Here is a 15,380-nt window from a genome sequence, read left to right as displayed (position 1 = left end):
GCTCAGCGTGGCATGTAGCCGCGCTGCCACGAACGTGGGATGAAGCGCGACACCAGCGCCAACAGGCAGGCCAGGGCACAACTGCCCGCCATGGCCTGCAACCCCAGGTGCTGTTGCAGCCAGGCACCCAAGGCGGCGCCCAGCAGCATGCCGGCCCAGGGCACCAGTTGTACCCGCCAGCCGTTGCGCCGCTCGCCCAGCAGCCAACGGCCCAGGCCGCGACCGAAGCGCGACAGGGCACCGGTGACGTAGGTCAGGCCGATGGGCAGGCCGTTCACCTGTTCCACCACCGCGTTGATCATGCCCATGGCCAGGGTGGCGGCCAGCAGCGCCGGGAACGTCGCCGCAAACGGCCACAACGCGGCGCAGGCCAGCAGTGAGGCGACCGCCAGCAACACTGGCCAGGCCCGGCGGCGGAACCCGCGGGCCAGCAACACGCCCAGCGCATTTCCCGCGACGAATCCCAGCACGGCGCCGCTCAGGCGCAGCACCAAGGCCAGGTCCGCGTCACTGATGGCCACGGCCAGGCGCGTGGTGTTGCCGCTCATGAACGAGACAAAATCGCCCAACGCCAGCAGGCCGATGGCATCGGTCATGCCGGCCAGCACCGACAGCCCGGCCACCAGGCCAAGGCCGACGCGGCCTCGCAGCACTTGCAGGCGCAGGCGCGTGGCCGTGCGCGCGGGGAGGGTGTTGGGCAGCATGGTCGGGCTTCAGCGCGGCATTTCGCGGGCGAGGGTGCTCTTGATCGTGCGCTCCACCACGTCCACCAACACCATGGTCTGGTGGTCCACCTCGATGTTCAGCAGTTCGCCGGCCTGGTAGCGGGCGAAGGTGGTCTGGCGCAGGGTCTCCGGGATCAGGTTGATGGTGACCACGTTGTCCTCGACATCGGCGACGGTCAGGCTGCAGCCATTGACCCCGATGAAGCCACGCGGGAATACGTACTTGCCCCACTCAGGTGGCATGCGGAAGGTGATGAAGGCGCCGGTTTCCTTGATCGACAGCTCGACGACTTCGGCGGTGGTGGCGATGTGGCCGGCCATCAGATGGCCGCCGACTTCGGCATTCATTTTTGCCGAGCGCTCGATGTTCACCCCCTGGCCAGCCTTGAAGCGGCGCAGGTTGGTGCGTTCGAGGGTGGCGGTCATGGCGTCGAACTTCACTTCGGTGCCGTTGATTTCGGTAACCGAGAGACAGGTGCCTTCGACACTGACACTGGCGCCGATCTTCAGCTCGTCGAGCAGTTCCGGAGTGAGGTCGATGGTGAACTGGTTGTGGCCCGGGTAGGTGGTCACATCAAGCAGCGGGCGGACGGCCTGGACGATGCCGGTGTACATGGGGTTGCTCCTGGGCACAGAGTGGGAAAACATCAGGAAGCTATGCCCATGGAGCTGCAAATGCAAGTTGCCTGTAACGGCCTCAGAGATGCCCGCTGCTGTTCACAATCCTCAAGCACAGTGCCTCGTAAGGGTCCAGGTTGATCATCAGGCGGCCATCTTCGCTCAAGTCGCCTTCGACCGTTTCGTTGATCATGTCCACCACCGTCCCAGGGGTGAAGCCAGTCAACTGCAACTCCTCGGCAATCACCGCCTGGCCGAAGTTCAACGCGCTGATCTGGATGCCACGCCCGGCCGGCAGCTCGTGCACCATTACCAGCAGGCCCGGGCTGCTGACCTCGGGCACCAGTACCTGGCGGCTGGTGGCGATGCCATAGGCCTGGCGCACGGCGAGCAGCTTCTTCACCTGGCTGGCGAACGACTCGGGGTTGTCCAGCTGGCTGTCGAGGCTGCCGTACAACGCGCGCGCACGCGGCATGCCACGCACCGACGCCTCCGCCTGCGGGTCGAGCCCGGCCAGGTCGTAGCCGCCACGGTGGATCCAGCGGGTATCACCGTCGACCATGCGCTCGGCCACCGCCTCGGCCGGCAGCGGCAGGGCGCCGACCAGGTCCCAGCCGGACAGCGCGACCACGCCCGGTTGCATGGCGTTGTACATCACCAGCAGCAAGTGCACCTTCTGGATCAGCGCAATGTCCGCCGGGCTGATCTGGTCGAGGTCGCGGATGCCCAGTGCTGCGGTGATCAGGCTGGCGGTGGTGCAGGCGATGCCGTTGGTGACAAAGCGTAGGTTGTACGGCGCATGCTCACCCGACAGGCGCTCGTAGATTTCCTCGCGGATGTGCTCACGGAGAATGCCGCCGGGCAAGGTCTGGCCCTTGTACAGGTACATGTCGTGGGCGTGCAGGGTCCAGAAGTGCACCAGCTCGACGGTCAGTTCGTCGTGGTTCTGCAGGGCGTGGATCAACGACGCCGGGTCGATGCCGAAGGCGTGCATTTCCTTGAGCATCAGGCGCAGGAACTCGGTGTCGCCGCTCAGCAGGGCATGCTGGTAGGCGGGGCGGGTAATGAAGTCGTAGGACAGGTCGGCTCCGCCCTTGGACATCTGCGCGATGTCGTCGAGGGTCAGGTTCAGCTCCTGGAAGCTGAAGCCGCCGGCCTTGCGGATCATGCCACCGATCAGCTGGTTGCCAACGATCGACAGCGGGTGGCTCTCGGACCAGGCACTGCCGCTGGCGCGGGTCTCCACACCGAGAAAACCGTTGGCATCCAGGCGCAGGCCGCGGGCGCCCAGGCAGTCCAGCGCGTGCAGGGCATCGCCGATGATCATCTGTTGGGCGGCGAAGCTGGGGTCGAGCCAGTTCAGTGACGGCTGGCCTTCCTTGAAGTAGTGCAGGTACACCCAGCGCCGGGTCTTGCCGTCGACCCCGGTGATCGGCGCCGTGGCGCTCCAGTCGGTTTCCTTGACCCCGGGCTCGAAGAAGATCACCCGCTGGAGCTGGCCGACGATGTAGTGGCGCAGCTTGAGTTCATCACACAGCGCCGGCGGCAGGTTGACCGCATCACGGCCCTCGGGCACGTCGGGCAGCAGCGGCCAGTCCTCCTCGCGGATTTCGACCATGTGGTAGAGCCCAGGGTAGGCGCCGTGGGCCAGTTCGGCCAGGCGAAAGTCCGCGCCCTTGCCAGTGTGCGAGGGGATCAGGTCGTCGATGGTCACGGCGTTGTGCGCGGCAGCCAGGCGGCTCATCTGCACCAGCTCCTGCTCGGTGCCGTAGAGCGGGTCGATGTCGAAGCTGATGCGGTCGAAGTTGCCGTCGATGCTCGGGGTGAACTCACGCCCGCGCACCCCGCCAGACTGCTTGATGGGGCCTGTGTGGATGCCCTGTATGCCGATTTCCGACAGGCGTTTCCACAGCGTTTCATGGCCGAGGGCGGCAAGCACCGAGCAGCCTTCAGGGGCGATGATCGCGTCAGGGTAGACCGTCAGCCACACCGAGGCGATCTCGGTGGCACGGCGTGGCTGGGCTTCGGCGTAAGGGTTCTGCCACAGACGTGACTGGCCCGAGTACAGGCGCGCCCGCTCCTGCGAGGCCTTGAGCATCGAGCGGTCTTCGAGCCATTTGAGATATGACGGGTCGGGCTGGGTCATTTCGCGTCCTCTTTGCGTGGCGGCACCGGCCAAGGTTATGACGGTATTGCGGACGGATCGTTCGGCTGAGGGCCTGCAAGGGCCTCATCGCTGGTGATTTGGATATCAGCGCCGGGCCGAGAGTTGCTGCGGAGCCAGGAAGGCATCATGGAAGTAGGTGCGCAGCGCCTGCATCGCCGGGCTGAAGGCGCGCTCGCGGTGCCAGGCCAGGCCCACGCTCATGGGGGTCACCGGGTCCGTGATGGTCACCGTCTCGATGCGCTTGCCTTCCAGCGACCAGGGACGGTGCACCAGGTCGGAAAGGATCGCCACACCGCTGCCGTTGGCGACCATGCTGCGCACGGCCTCCACCGAGCTGGTGCGGACCCGCACATTGGGCCGTTGCCCGGCTTGCTGCCAATAGCGCATGGCGCTCTGTTCGGCCTCGTCCACGGTGAGCAGGATGTACGGCTCCTGGGCCACGTCGGCCAGGCTAACGGCCGAGCGTTCGCACAACGGATGATGGCCGGGCAGCCACAGCCGACGTTCGGAGTTGAACAGGGTTTCCGAGACGATATCCGGGTGGGTGAGGTTGGCGGTGAGCACCACCGCCATGTCGAAGCGGCCTTCCAGCAGCCCTTGCTCGATGGCGCTGCGCTCCTGCTCGTGCACTTCCAGGGTCACGTCCGGGTGCCAGTGTTCCAGGCGCTGCAGGTGGTGCGGCAGAAAGTAGCCAATCACCGTGTAGCTCGCTGCCAGGCGCAGCAGGCCGCTGGCGCGCACATCGGGCAGGGGGCTGTTCAGGGCATCGTCGACGCTGCGCAGGATCACGTACGCACGATTGAGGAAGTGCCGGCCGGCTTCGGTCAGGCTCATGCCCTGGGCCGAGCGCTGGAACAGCAACACCCCCAGCATCGCCTCCAGTTCCTTGATGGCGGTGGTCACTGCCGATTGGGAAATATTGAGGTGGATCGCCGCCTGGGAGATCTGGCCGATCTCGGCGGTGGCGACAAAATAGCGAACCTGGCGCAGGGTCAGTGACACGGTGAACTCCTGGGTATCTGATTTTCAGAAGACACCCTATCTGTTTATAAATCTTCCCAAGGGGGTCGGCAGAATCTAACGTGGCTGGCATGCCGCCACAAGCCAGGAGAACAGCGATGCGCGCAGTGGATTTCAACTCTGACATGGGCGAAGGCTTCGGCCCCTGGACCATCGGCGATGGCGTCGACAACGAACTGATGGCCTTCATCAGCTCGGCCAACATCGCCACCGGCTTCCATGCCGGCGACCCCGGCACCATGCGTCGCACGGTCGAACGGGCCAAGGCGCTGGGGGTGGGCGTGGGTGCGCATCCTGGTTTTCGTGACCTGGTCGGCTTCGGCCGCCGGCATATCAATGCCCCGCCCCAGGAGTTGGTCGACGACATCCTCTACCAGCTCGGTGCGCTGCGCGAGATTGCGCGGGCCCAGGGCGTCAAGCTGCAGCACATCAAACCCCATGGCGCGCTGTACATGCACCTGGCCCGGGATGAAGCGGCCGCGCGCCTGCTGGTGGAAAACCTGCGGGTGATCGAACCCGAGCTGTTGCTGTACTGCATGCCCGGCTCGGTGATCTGCCGCATTGCCCAAAGCCTCGGCCAGCCGGTGGTGCGCGAGTTCTATGCCGACCGCGAGTACGACCTGAGTGGTTCCATCGTGTTTACCCGCAATGTACGTGGCTACGAGCCGCAGCGGGTTGCCGAGCGGGTGCTGCGGGCCTGCCAGGAAGGCCGGGTGCGCACCGTGGAAGGCGAGGACCTGACGATCGAATTCGATTCCATCTGCCTGCACAGCGACACCCCCGGCGCGCTCGATCTGGTCGAAGCCACCCGTGCGGCACTGGATGCCGCCGGCATCGAGGTGCGCGCACCGCGCTGAGTTTCGACGGCTGCTGGCGCAAAGACGCCGCAGCCGGTTACACCTGTTTTGTTTTGCCTGCCGTTCGATAAAGATTCCAAAAAAGGAGCAGACATGGCCAGTACCCCGATCCGCTACAGCTTCGGTGCCGACGAGCACCTGTTCGCCGAAGTCAGCGACAGCATGTCGCTGCAGGCCTTCTTCAAGGGCATGGCGGTGACCCGTGCGGTGGAGCGCCTGGCGCTGGAGGGCGTGCTCGACATCTGCCTGGCCAACGCCTCCTTCCAGATCCGTTTCGACCCGGATCGCATCGCCCCCGAGGCACTGCTCGAAGCGGTGCGTGGCGCCGAGGCCGAGGCGGTAGCCGAGCGCTCGCTGAGCACGCGGATCATCGAGATTCCGGTGCTGTACAACGACCCCTGGACCCATGAAACGCTCATGCGCTTCCGTGATCGCCATCAGGACCCCGACAGCACCGACCTGGAATACGCGGCGCGCATCAACGGCCTGGCCGATGTCGACGCGTTCATTGCCGCCCACAGCGGCGCGCCATGGTTCGTGTCGATGGTCGGCTTCGTCGCCGGCCTGCCGTTCATGTTTCAAATGGTCGAGCGCGAGCGCCAGTTACAGGTGCCCAAGTACCTGCGCCCACGCACCGACACGCCCAAGCTGACCCTTGGCCACGGTGGCTGCTTCGGTTGCATCTATTCGGTGCGCGGGGCAGGGGGCTACCAGATGTTCGGCGTGACTCCGGCACCGATTTACGACCCGCAGCAGGCGCTGGCCTACCTGAAGGAACACATGGTGTTCTTCCGCCCCGGCGACATCGTGCAGTTCAAGCCCATCGACCGTCAGGCCTATGACCAGGCCGTGGCGGATGTCGAGGATGGGCGCTTCGACCTGCGCATCCGCCCGGTGGAGTTTTCCCTGGATGCATTCCTGGCCGACCCGGTCGGCTACCCCAAATCGCTGCAGGAGGTGCTGGCATGATCAAGGTCATCAAACCCGGGCTGGCCACCTCGGTGCAGGACATGGGCCGCGAAGGCTATTACCACCTGGGCATCCCTCCCTCTGGTGCACTGGACCAGTATGCCTTGCAGGCTGCCAATCACCTGGTCGGTAACCCCGCTGGCGCGGCGGGCCTGGAGTGCACGCTGGTGGGGCCGGAGCTGGAGTTTCAGCATGACGCGCTGGTGGCAGTGTGCGGTGCGCAGATGCCGGTGTTGCTCGAGGGTCGCGAACAGCGCCCGGATACCGCCTTCGCCGTGCGTGCCGGGCAAGTGCTGCGCTTTGGCTTCCCTACGGCGGGCGCACGAGCGTACCTGGCCGTGGCGGGCGGCATCGATGTGCCTGAGGTGCTTGGCAGCCGCTCGACCTATGCACTAGGTGCGTTGGGCGGCCTGCAGGGGCGCAAGCTGGTGGCCGGTGATGTGCTGCCGGTCGGCATAGCGAGTGGAAAGAACCGCGCCGGGGCGAGCCTGCCGATGGCCTTGCGCCAATCGCTGGGGGGCGAAGTGGTGCTGCGGGTGGTGCCGGGGCTGTATTTCCATCGGTTGACCGAGGCGGCGGCGAAAAGCTTCTTCACGGATGCCTGGACAGTCGGTTCAGAGGCCGACCGCATTGGCTATCGCTACAAGGGCGGTAGTGCGTTGAGCTTCCAGCCGCGTCAGCAACCGTTCGGGGCGGGGTCGGACCCGTCGAACATCGTCGACAGCTGCTACCCGATCGGCTCGATTCAGGTGCCGGCGGGGCTGGAGCCGATCATCCTGCACCGGGATGCGGTGTCGGGCGGCGGCTACGCGATGATCGGCACAGTGATCAGCGCCGACCTGGATCTGATCGGACAGATGCAGCCGAATCAGCAGGCGCGGTTTTTGGCGGTGAGCCTTGAGGATGCGCTGGCGGCCAGGCGTTCGTACAAGAAGAAACTCGGTTGCCTGGCAAGGCTGTTTGGCTGACTGAATCAACAGCGCCTGTGAGACCGAGCGCCGCCCGCGCGGCGTTTGGTCTTACAGGCGCTGAAGCGGTAACGGCGAAAAATCAGAAGCTGTACTTGGCCGTCATCATCAGGTTACGCGGCGCCCCCCAGGTATCGCCGGCGTAATCCACCGAGCTGGCAACGGCCGAGTAATACTTGCGATCAAACACATTGTTGGCATTGAGCTGCAGATCAAGATGCTGGTTGACCCGGTAGCCCGCCATCAGGTCAGTAACGGCATAGGCGCCCTGAACCAGCCGGTACTCGCTGCCATCGGCCACGGTGAAGTCGTTGTAGATGCGGCTCTGCCAGGAGATGTTACCGCCGACACGCAGCTTCTCCAGCGGCCCCTGGAAGTGGTACACGGTGTTGAGCTTGAACAGGTGTTCCGGGGTGTCGGTGTCGAAACGCTGGTTGACGTTGGCAGGGTTGGCGGCGTCCTTGATGGTGTGCGCACGCGCATAGGTATAGCCGCCACCGACCTGCCAGTTCGGCGTCAGCGCGCCTTGCAGCTCCATGTCGATCCCCTGGCTGCGCACCTCGCCCGAGGCTTCGTAGCAGGAGGTTTGCGGGCAGTTCGCCACGAACACCTGGGTGGCGCGGTTTTCCTGGTCGATACGGAACAACGCGATGCTGGCATTGAGCGCGCCGTCGAAGTACTCGCCCTTGATGCCGACCTCGTAGTTCTTGCCGACGATAGGCTTCACCGGTGTACCGGACGTATCCTTGGAGCTTTGCGGGGTGAAGATGTCGCTGTAGCTGACATACACCGAATGATGGTCGTCGAGGTCGTAGATCAGGCCTGCATATTTGGTGAGGTTGCGGGTGACCTTGTAATCGCCGTCACCGTCGCGGTTGTCATAGTCATACCAGTCCAGGCGCCCGCCGAGGATCAGCTTGAGCGGGTCGGCCAGGTTCAGCCGGGTGGTGATGTACACGCCGTCCTGGGTGGTGACTTCGCGCTGGGTATCGGTATGCACGAAGTTCGGCTTGCTGCCGTTGAGCGGCCAGTTGGTGTCGTAGGGGCTGTAGTTGCGCGTATCCATGTCGTAGATGCGCTTGCTCGCGCCGACCACCAGCTCGTGGCTGCGACCGAGCAATTCGAACGGGCCGCTGACGAAGCCGTCCAGGCCTGCCTGGTTTTCCTGGTGCTTGGACTGGTAGACCGTGCGCGAAATCGGCGCCTGCAACCCGGCCCAGCGCGATTGGTAAGACCCGGTGAACGTGGCTTGCTGCTGCGCGTAGTTGGCATTGACCTGCAGCTTCCAGTCATTGGCCAGTTGGTGGCGCAGTTCGGCGAACAGGGTATCGATCTGCTGGTCCTTGTTCTCCCAGTCGCTGCCGGGGTTGTAGGAGCGCGAGAAGCCCATGTGATGGCCGTCGAGCGCTGTGGGCATGGCGCCCCAGAAGTTGTTGGTCTTGTCCTTCTGGTGGGAGAAACCGAGCATCAGGCTGGTGTCATCGGACAGGTCGGCCTCGGTCACCGCGTAGAACAGGCCGTGGTCTTCCTCGACATCATCGATGTAACTGTTGGCGTCGCGGTAGGACGCCACCACACGCCCACGCAGGGTGCCACTGTCGTTGAGCGGGCTGGAGGCATCGAGCTCGCCGCGGTAGTCATCCCAGCTGCCGGCGGCGCCGGTCAGGGTGACTTTCTGCTCGGCCAGCGGGCGCTTGCGCACCAGGTTGATCGCCGCCGACGGATTGCCGGCACCGGTGACCAGGCCGGTGGCACCGCGCACCACTTCGACCCGGTCGAACATTGCCAGGTTCGGCTGAGCCCCGACTATCCAGCCGGTATAACCGCTAGGGATGCCGTCGTACATCAGGTTGTCGATGTTGAAGCCGCGTGACGAGTAGCTCTGCCGGCCTGGGCCGTTGGAGTAGTCGAGGAACAGCCCCGGCGTGGCCTTGACCACATCGTTGATGCTGGTCATGGCCTGGTCGTCCATGCGCTGGCGGGTAATCACGGTCACCGACTGGGGCGTTTCGCGCATGCTCAGCGGCAGCTTGGTGGCAGTGGACATGGCGCCGGTGGTGTAGGAGCCCGAAGCCTCGGTGGTGCTGCCCAGCCTGTCCGAGCTGATCTCGGTGGCGCCCAGTTCCAGCGTGGTTGGGGCGTCTTCGGCGAGGGCGGGGGCGGCGATGGCCATGTATACGGCCATGGCGAGCAGGTTACGGGCGGGGAGAGTGCGCGTGTGCGCAAGGGGCGACAACATGGCGGGCGGGCTCCTGACTTCGGCTAATGCAACTACGTATGAGAACGATTAGCAGTTAGTTTGTCAGGATGTGTCGCACCTTGGGAAGGTGGTATGCCAAAACCATTACAAAATTTTCACAATTCAGTCGGGACGGGTGATCTGCTTGCCGCGCTGGCTGGCCACCTCCAACGCCTGCCCGTCGCGTTGTTTGCCCTGCCGCGCCAGGCCTTCGAGCTGTGGAATCAGCATGCCTTCCGGCAGGTGCCGCCAGAACCGCCCCGGCATGTGCAGGCGCAGGGCGTCGGGGTTGAGGCGGGCCGGGTTGAAGGTGTGCCGGTAATAGGTACGCCACAGTTCAGCACCCGGGTCATCGGCATTTTGTGCCCACTGTCGCCAATCGTCAGGGCAATGGCGCCGATAATCGAAAGCCTGCCCATCGAAGCGAATGCCGTCCTGCGGCGTTGCGATCAACCATCGCTGGCGCCCAAGGCGGTCGGCGAAGTGCGCGCTGGCGCTTTCCAGAATGTCGTGAGCGGGTTCGTGGTAGGCCACCAGGTCCAGCTGCAACTGTTCGGCCAGCGCCTCTGGCAGCGGCACGAAGCGCACGAACGCATGCAGGTGGTGCGCCTCGCGGCTGACCTGCTTGATACGCCGCTGCAGTTCGCTACCCAGGCGGTCACCGGCGAGCATGGCTGTGCGATCACCGTGGGCCACGCGCCAGAGCACTTCGTACAGCAGGTTCCAGCGCTGCTCACCGCGATAGCGTGCTGCTTGCTCCAGTTGCGCCAGCAGTGCGGCGGGCACCTTTGCGCGAAAAGGGCCGGCGCTTTCGGGCAGGGGTGTGGGCAGGGCCAGCAGGTCCTTGATCGGCCCTTGCGCCCAAGTCACATCGGCGGGGTCAATACCGTGGCTGAGCAGCGTGCGGGCCTGGTTGCGCCAGGTGCCGAACTGGTCATCGCAATCGAGCGCGATCACCCCCACAACCCCATCTGCTGCGGCGCCTGAGGTTCGCGCAGGCGCGCCCTGAGCAGGCCGCTGCGCAGCTCGCCATCGGCAGGGCGGTAATCGCTGGTAACGATGAACGGCCGCGCCTTCTCCAGCACGCAGCGCAGCTGGATCAGGTCGTCGTAGCGCACGCGCCGTTCGCGGCGCAGTGCCACCAGCCGCTGCACGCTGCGCAGGCCGATGCCGGGGATGCGCGCGAGCAGCGCTGGCTCGGCGCGGTTCACATCCAGCGGGAATACCTCGCGGTGGGCCAGGGCCCAGGCCAGCTTGGGGTCGATGTCCAGCGCCAGGTTGCCGGCCTCGCCAAGCAGCTCACCGGCCTTGTAGCCGTAGCCACGCAACAGGAAGTCGGCCTGGTACAGGCGGTGTTCGCGCAGCAGTGGCGGGGCGGCCAACGGTACGCTGCCAGGGCTGTCGGGGATCGGGCTGAAGGCCGAGTAGTACACGCGCTTGAGCCCGTAGCCCTGGTACAGCGACTCGGCGTTGCGCAGCAGGGTGCTGTCATCGGTGGCGTCAGCGCCGACGATCACCTGGGTGCTCTGCCCGGCCGGGGTGAAGCGCGGCGCTTTCGGCTCACCGGCCACGGCCTGCTGGCCCTGGTGGATCACGCCCATGGCCTGGCGGATGGTATGCGCCTGCTTCTCCGGGGCCAGGCGCTTGAGGCTGGCATCGGTTGGCAACTCGATGTTGACGCTGAGGCGGTCGGCCAGGCGCCCGGCTTCTTCGATCAGCAGCGGGTCGGCATCGGGGATGGTCTTGAGGTGGATGTAGCCACGGAAGTTGTGCTCCTCACGCAGCAGGCGTGCGACGCGGATCAGTTGTTCCATGGTGTAGTCGGCCGAGCGGATGATGCCGGAGCTGAGGAACAGGCCGCTGATGCAATTGCGCCGGTAGAAGTCCAGGGTCAGGCGTACCACTTCCTCGGGGCTGAAGCGGGCTCGCGGCACGTTGCTGGAGCGGCGGTTGACGCAGTACTGGCAGTCATACAGGCAGAAGTTGGTGAGCAACACCTTGAGCAGCGACACGCAGCGGCCATCGGGGGTGTAGCTGTGGCAGATGCCCATGCCATCGGTGGCGCCCAAGCCATCGCTGCCGCGTGAACTGCGCTTGGGCGCGCCGCTGCTGGCGCACGAGGCATCGTACTTGGCGGCATCGGCGAGAATGCCGAGTTTGGCGATGAGCTGCATGGGGCTGTCTCGAAATACTGAATATTCATACAGTATTTCGAGACAAGTGCATTTGCAAGGGCCTGAGGTGAATGATCGCGCTCAGGGCTTGCTGAAGCGGTAGAACAGGTTCGGCTCGCTGACGACATAGAGGTTGCCGGCGCTGTCCATCGTCATGCCTTCGGGTTGCGGTGCATCACGGTGCATGTCGCCGAGCCAGGCACGCAGCGAACGGATGCTGACGAAGCGGCCATCGCCATCGAGTTCGGTGATGTTCTTCGACTGGTCGCTGAGCACCAGCAGGTGGCCGGTGCGCGGGTCGTAATAGCCGTCGGACAGGTCGGTGGCGAACACGCTGCGCTTGACCCAGTCGCGGCGGTCGCTGACGGTCAGCTGCAGAGGGCCGCCGTTGAGCGCCTTGAGCATGCCGGTGACGGTGAACAGCTGACGTGGGTCGCGCTCCTTGATGGCGAACAGGCGGTCGTGCTGGCGGTCGTAGGTGACCCCCTCGAAGCCCTTGTTTCGGCGGGTCGGGTTGATGTCGAGGGTGATCCACTGGGCCTGGCTGGCGTGGATCGGCTGCGGGTGGTCGGGCAGGGTGATCACGTCCAGCCGTTGCATCTGCTCGTCGCTGATGGCCAGGCGGCCATTGCCCAGGTACGCCAGGCCTTCGGTATCTTCGAAGTCCATCAGCGGGTAGCGCGCCACGATGTCGCCGCCTTTGCTCAGCTCCAGCAGCTCCATGGGCAGGCCATTGGTGATTGCCAGCAGGCGGTCACGGTCGTAGTCGTAGGTGATGCCGGACAGGTTGTTCAGGCCGGGTTCCACCACCTTGGCGTCGACCGTGACCTTGAAGTCTGGCAGCCAGACGTTCTTGCCGGGCGCGGTGTCGCCGGTCCAGCGGTTGCTCAGGTGCGCGTAGAGCTGCTGTGGCCAGAACGAGCGGGTGGCTTCGATGCCCACCAGCGCCATGGCCACCAGCACGCTGGCTGCGCCGATCTGGCCCCAACGGTTCAAGCGTCGCCACAGATAGCGGCGTGGGGCGGGCAGGGTGCGGGTAGTCATGGTTCGGAGCCCTGTGCGGCGGTTTGCAGATTTCCGGGTGTGCCGGCCCAGGCGAAGTGATAGACCTGCGCCGGTATTGCCGGCTGGCATTGGCCGTTGTCGGCATCGGCGCCTACCACGTACCACTCGGCGCGGGAGGTATCGCCCAGCCGGTGAGCCTTGTCGGCGTTGAAGCAGCGGCCCAGTTGCGTCTGCGGAATCAGGGCGAAGGCGGAAGGGTTGTGGCGTAACCAGTACACCGCCGTTTCGGGCTTGGACTGGTTGGCGAAACCGAAATGGACGATGGGTTGGCGGGCGAACAGCCAGTGCCCTTCACGCCAGTTGACCAGCACCAGCTCGGCGCCGCCGGTAGCCCGCGCGGCGTCGGCCATCAGGGTTTCGTGCGGGTTGTGGCCTTCCTTGAGCGGCTCGACGAAGCCGCGGGCGAACCACAGGCAGAACCAGGCTACGGCAATGGCCACGAACGCCATGCGCCAGGCGGGGCGGCGTTGCAACCAACGCTTGAGCAGCCAGGGCACCAGCGGGGCGATCGCCAGCACCAGGCCGGGCAGGGCCGGGAAGATGTAGAGCTTGCGCTTGCCGCTGCTGAGGCTGAAGAACAGCAGCACCAGGGCCACCCAGCCGAGCAACAGCAGGAAGCGCCCGTCGCGCTTGTGCAGTTGCCGACGCCAGGCCGGCACCAGCCACGGCAAGGCCAGTATCAGAGGCAGCCAGTACTGCGGGATGACGTTGACGAAGAAATACCAGAACGGCTCGCGATGGTCCCAGGCATTGGCATAGCGGCTGGCGGTCTGGCGCAGCAGAATCTCTTTCAGGTAGGCCAACTCCGCCTCACCGCCGCCTTGGGCGATCGATACCAGCAGCGGCAGCAGCCACACCGCGCAGCCGGCCAGCAGCCAGACGAAACCCAGGCTCCAGCGCCAACCCTGGCTGGTATACGCCACCGCGCCGCGCCAGCCTTTGCGCACGGCCCAGGCATAGGGCAGCAGCATCAGTGCCGGGACAAAGCCAACGCCCTTGCTGATGATGCCCAGGCCCATGGCCGCGCAGGCCAGGTAGAACCAGCCCCAGGCCGGCCCGAGCAGCAGGTGGCGGACCATGCCGTACAGGCCCAGCGCCACCCACAGGCACAGGAAGCTGTCGATCTGCCCAGTCCGCAGGATGCTGTAGCTCTGGTAGGTCGCCAAGAACAGTAGTGCGGCAATCACGCCGATGCGCCGGGTCCACAGGCGCCGCCCGAGGTCATGCAGCACCAGGGTGATGGTCGCCGCAGACATCAGCCCCGGCAGGTACAGGGCGACCTTGGGCGAGCCGGTCAAGTAGCTGAACAGGGCCACGGTCCACATGAACAACGGCGGTTTGTCACCGTAGATTTCCGCCGCGCGGTGGGGGATGAACCAGTTGCCGTTCTGGAGCATTTCCAGGGCCACGCCGAGGAAGCGTTCTTCATCGACGTTCATCGGCTGGCGCCAGCCGATGCCGGCACCGACCAGCAGCACAGCGAATACAACCAGGGCCAGGCGTTCGGCCCCGAGCGTCTTGAACCTTGGCAAGGGCTATTCCTTCTGCTCTTTGTGGCGAGCAATCAGTTGCAGGTTGCGCAGGTAGACCACCAGGCCGAACGACTGGCCGATGATGAACACCGGGTCCTGGCGGTAGATGGCGTAGATCAGCAGCAGGGCGCTGCCGAGCATGCTCAGGTACCAGAAGCCCACCGGGATCACGCTGCGTTTCTTGAATTCGCTGTACAGCCACTGCAGGACGAAGCGGCCGGTGAACACGACCTGACCGGCGAAGCCGACGATCAGCCAGAGGGTTTCGCGGGTCATCCTTCGAGCTCCTGGGGTTGGCTGTCGAGGCGCGTGCGGCGGATCAGCCACCAGACCCCGACCAGGTCGAGAATGCCGACCAGGGCGCGGTCCAGGTTGCCGTACTTGGACACCCCGGCGTGGCGCGGGCGATGGTTGACCGGGTGCACCAGCATGCGGCCCTTGTGGCGCAGGATCAGCGCCGGGATGAAGCGGTGCATGTGGTCGAAATACGGCAGGCTCAGAAAGGCCTCGCGGTCGATCAGCTTCAGGCCGCAGCCCGTGTCTGGCGTGGCGTCCTTGAGCAGGCGGCTGCGCAGGCCGTTGGCAAAGCGCGAGGCCCAGCGCTTGCTGGCGGTATCGCGGCGGTTGACGCGGTGCCCGGCCACCAGCTTGATGCCACCGCCGAGGTCTTCGTTGCCGCGCACCAGGGCGAGCATGCCGGGGATGTCGGCCGGGTCGTTCTGCCCGTCGCCGTCCAGGGTGGCCAGCCAGCGGCCGTTGGCAGCCTGGGCGGCGTGCCAGATCGAGGTGCTCTGGCCCAGCGAGCGGTCGTGGCGCAGGATGCGCAACTGGGTGAAGCCTTGCTGCTTGAGCTGGCGCAGCATGCTGAGCGTCTGGTCAGTGCTGCCGTCGTCGACCACCAGCACTTCGTAATGTTCTTTGGCCAGCGCCGTGCGAATTTCCGCCAGCAATGCCGGCAGGTTGTCGACCTCGTTCTTGGCGGGGATCAGTACCGAGAGGTCAAGTGGGTCAGTCATTGAGGCTACCTGTGTGCTTGTAGTGATTGC

General features: G+C 65.2%; 14 protein-coding genes. 3 read left to right on the top strand and 11 right to left on the bottom strand.

Annotated features, from left to right (window positions below):
- Positions 1-2: 2 nt before the first annotated feature.
- The 4 genes from APH28_RS02535 to APH28_RS02520 form a co-directional block, all read right to left on the bottom strand.
- Positions 3-704: a YoaK family protein gene (locus APH28_RS02535; protein ID WP_060507471.1), complete on the bottom strand. Its 702-nt coding sequence runs from the start codon at positions 702-704 to the stop codon at positions 3-5.
- 9 nt (positions 705-713) lie between these two features.
- Positions 714-1,340 (bottom strand): riboflavin synthase, encoded by a 627-nt coding sequence (locus tag APH28_RS02530; protein WP_060507470.1) that lies wholly within the window; start codon positions 1,338-1,340, stop codon positions 714-716.
- Positions 1,341-1,422: 82 nt separating this feature from the next.
- Positions 1,423-3,489, bottom strand: coding sequence for a maltose alpha-D-glucosyltransferase (gene treS / locus APH28_RS02525; RefSeq protein WP_060507469.1), 2,067 nt, complete (start codon positions 3,487-3,489; stop codon positions 1,423-1,425).
- Between the two features lie 105 nt (positions 3,490-3,594).
- Positions 3,595-4,512: a LysR family transcriptional regulator gene (locus APH28_RS02520; RefSeq protein ID WP_060507468.1), complete on the bottom strand. Its 918-nt coding sequence runs from the start codon at positions 4,510-4,512 to the stop codon at positions 3,595-3,597.
- Positions 4,513-4,628: 116 nt separating this feature from the next.
- Between APH28_RS02520 and APH28_RS02515 the strand changes: the two genes are divergently transcribed.
- From APH28_RS02515 to APH28_RS02505, 3 genes are all read left to right on the top strand, one after another.
- Positions 4,629-5,387 carry a 5-oxoprolinase subunit PxpA gene (locus APH28_RS02515; RefSeq protein WP_060507467.1) on the top strand — a complete coding sequence of 253 codons (759 nt, stop codon included), beginning with the start codon at positions 4,629-4,631 and terminating at the stop codon, positions 5,385-5,387.
- Positions 5,388-5,480: 93 nt separating this feature from the next.
- The gene (locus APH28_RS02510) at positions 5,481-6,356 is read left to right on the top strand and encodes an allophanate hydrolase subunit 1 (protein WP_060507466.1); all 876 of its coding nucleotides are present in this window, start codon (positions 5,481-5,483) and stop codon (positions 6,354-6,356) included.
- Positions 6,353-7,324: a biotin-dependent carboxyltransferase family protein gene (locus APH28_RS02505; RefSeq protein WP_060507465.1), complete on the top strand. Its 972-nt coding sequence runs from the start codon at positions 6,353-6,355 to the stop codon at positions 7,322-7,324. Before APH28_RS02510 ends, APH28_RS02505 begins: the two co-directional genes overlap by 4 nt.
- Positions 7,325-7,406: 82 nt before the next feature.
- Here the strand turns inward: APH28_RS02505 and APH28_RS02500 are convergent, their stop codons facing one another.
- The 7 genes from APH28_RS02500 to APH28_RS02470 form a co-directional block, all read right to left on the bottom strand.
- A complete protein-coding gene (locus tag APH28_RS02500) occupies positions 7,407-9,563 on the bottom strand; it encodes a TonB-dependent siderophore receptor (RefSeq protein WP_060507464.1) in 2,157 nt (718 codons plus the stop codon).
- A gap of 123 nt (positions 9,564-9,686) precedes the next feature.
- Complete coding sequence (locus APH28_RS02495; protein WP_060507463.1) at positions 9,687-10,526, bottom strand: TIGR03915 family putative DNA repair protein; 840 nt, start codon at positions 10,524-10,526, stop codon at positions 9,687-9,689.
- Complete coding sequence (locus APH28_RS02490; protein WP_060507462.1) at positions 10,517-11,737, bottom strand: putative DNA modification/repair radical SAM protein; 1,221 nt, start codon at positions 11,735-11,737, stop codon at positions 10,517-10,519. Before APH28_RS02490 ends, APH28_RS02495 begins: the two co-directional genes overlap by 10 nt.
- Positions 11,738-11,818: 81 nt before the next feature.
- Entirely contained in the window at positions 11,819-12,781 is a 963-nt protein-coding gene (locus APH28_RS02485; protein ID WP_060507461.1) for an SdiA-regulated domain-containing protein, read from the bottom strand.
- A complete protein-coding gene (locus tag APH28_RS02480; protein WP_060507460.1) occupies positions 12,778-14,334 on the bottom strand; it encodes a glycosyltransferase family 39 protein in 1,557 nt (518 codons plus the stop codon). Before APH28_RS02480 ends, APH28_RS02485 begins: the two co-directional genes overlap by 4 nt.
- A gap of 3 nt (positions 14,335-14,337) precedes the next feature.
- Positions 14,338-14,610 carry a lipid-A-disaccharide synthase N-terminal domain-containing protein gene (locus tag APH28_RS02475; protein WP_027916822.1) on the bottom strand — a complete coding sequence of 91 codons (273 nt, stop codon included), beginning with the start codon at positions 14,608-14,610 and terminating at the stop codon, positions 14,338-14,340.
- A complete protein-coding gene (locus APH28_RS02470; RefSeq protein WP_060507459.1) occupies positions 14,607-15,350 on the bottom strand; it encodes a glycosyltransferase family 2 protein in 744 nt (247 codons plus the stop codon). The genes APH28_RS02475 and APH28_RS02470 overlap by 4 nt, the downstream gene beginning before the upstream one ends.
- Positions 15,351-15,380: the final 30 nt, after the last annotated feature.

It is taken from the genome of Pseudomonas sp. NBRC 111124 (assembly GCF_001320245.1).
Taxonomy (GTDB): domain Bacteria; phylum Pseudomonadota; class Gammaproteobacteria; order Pseudomonadales; family Pseudomonadaceae; genus Aquipseudomonas.
This window is presented reverse-complemented; position numbering and strand designations above follow the sequence as displayed.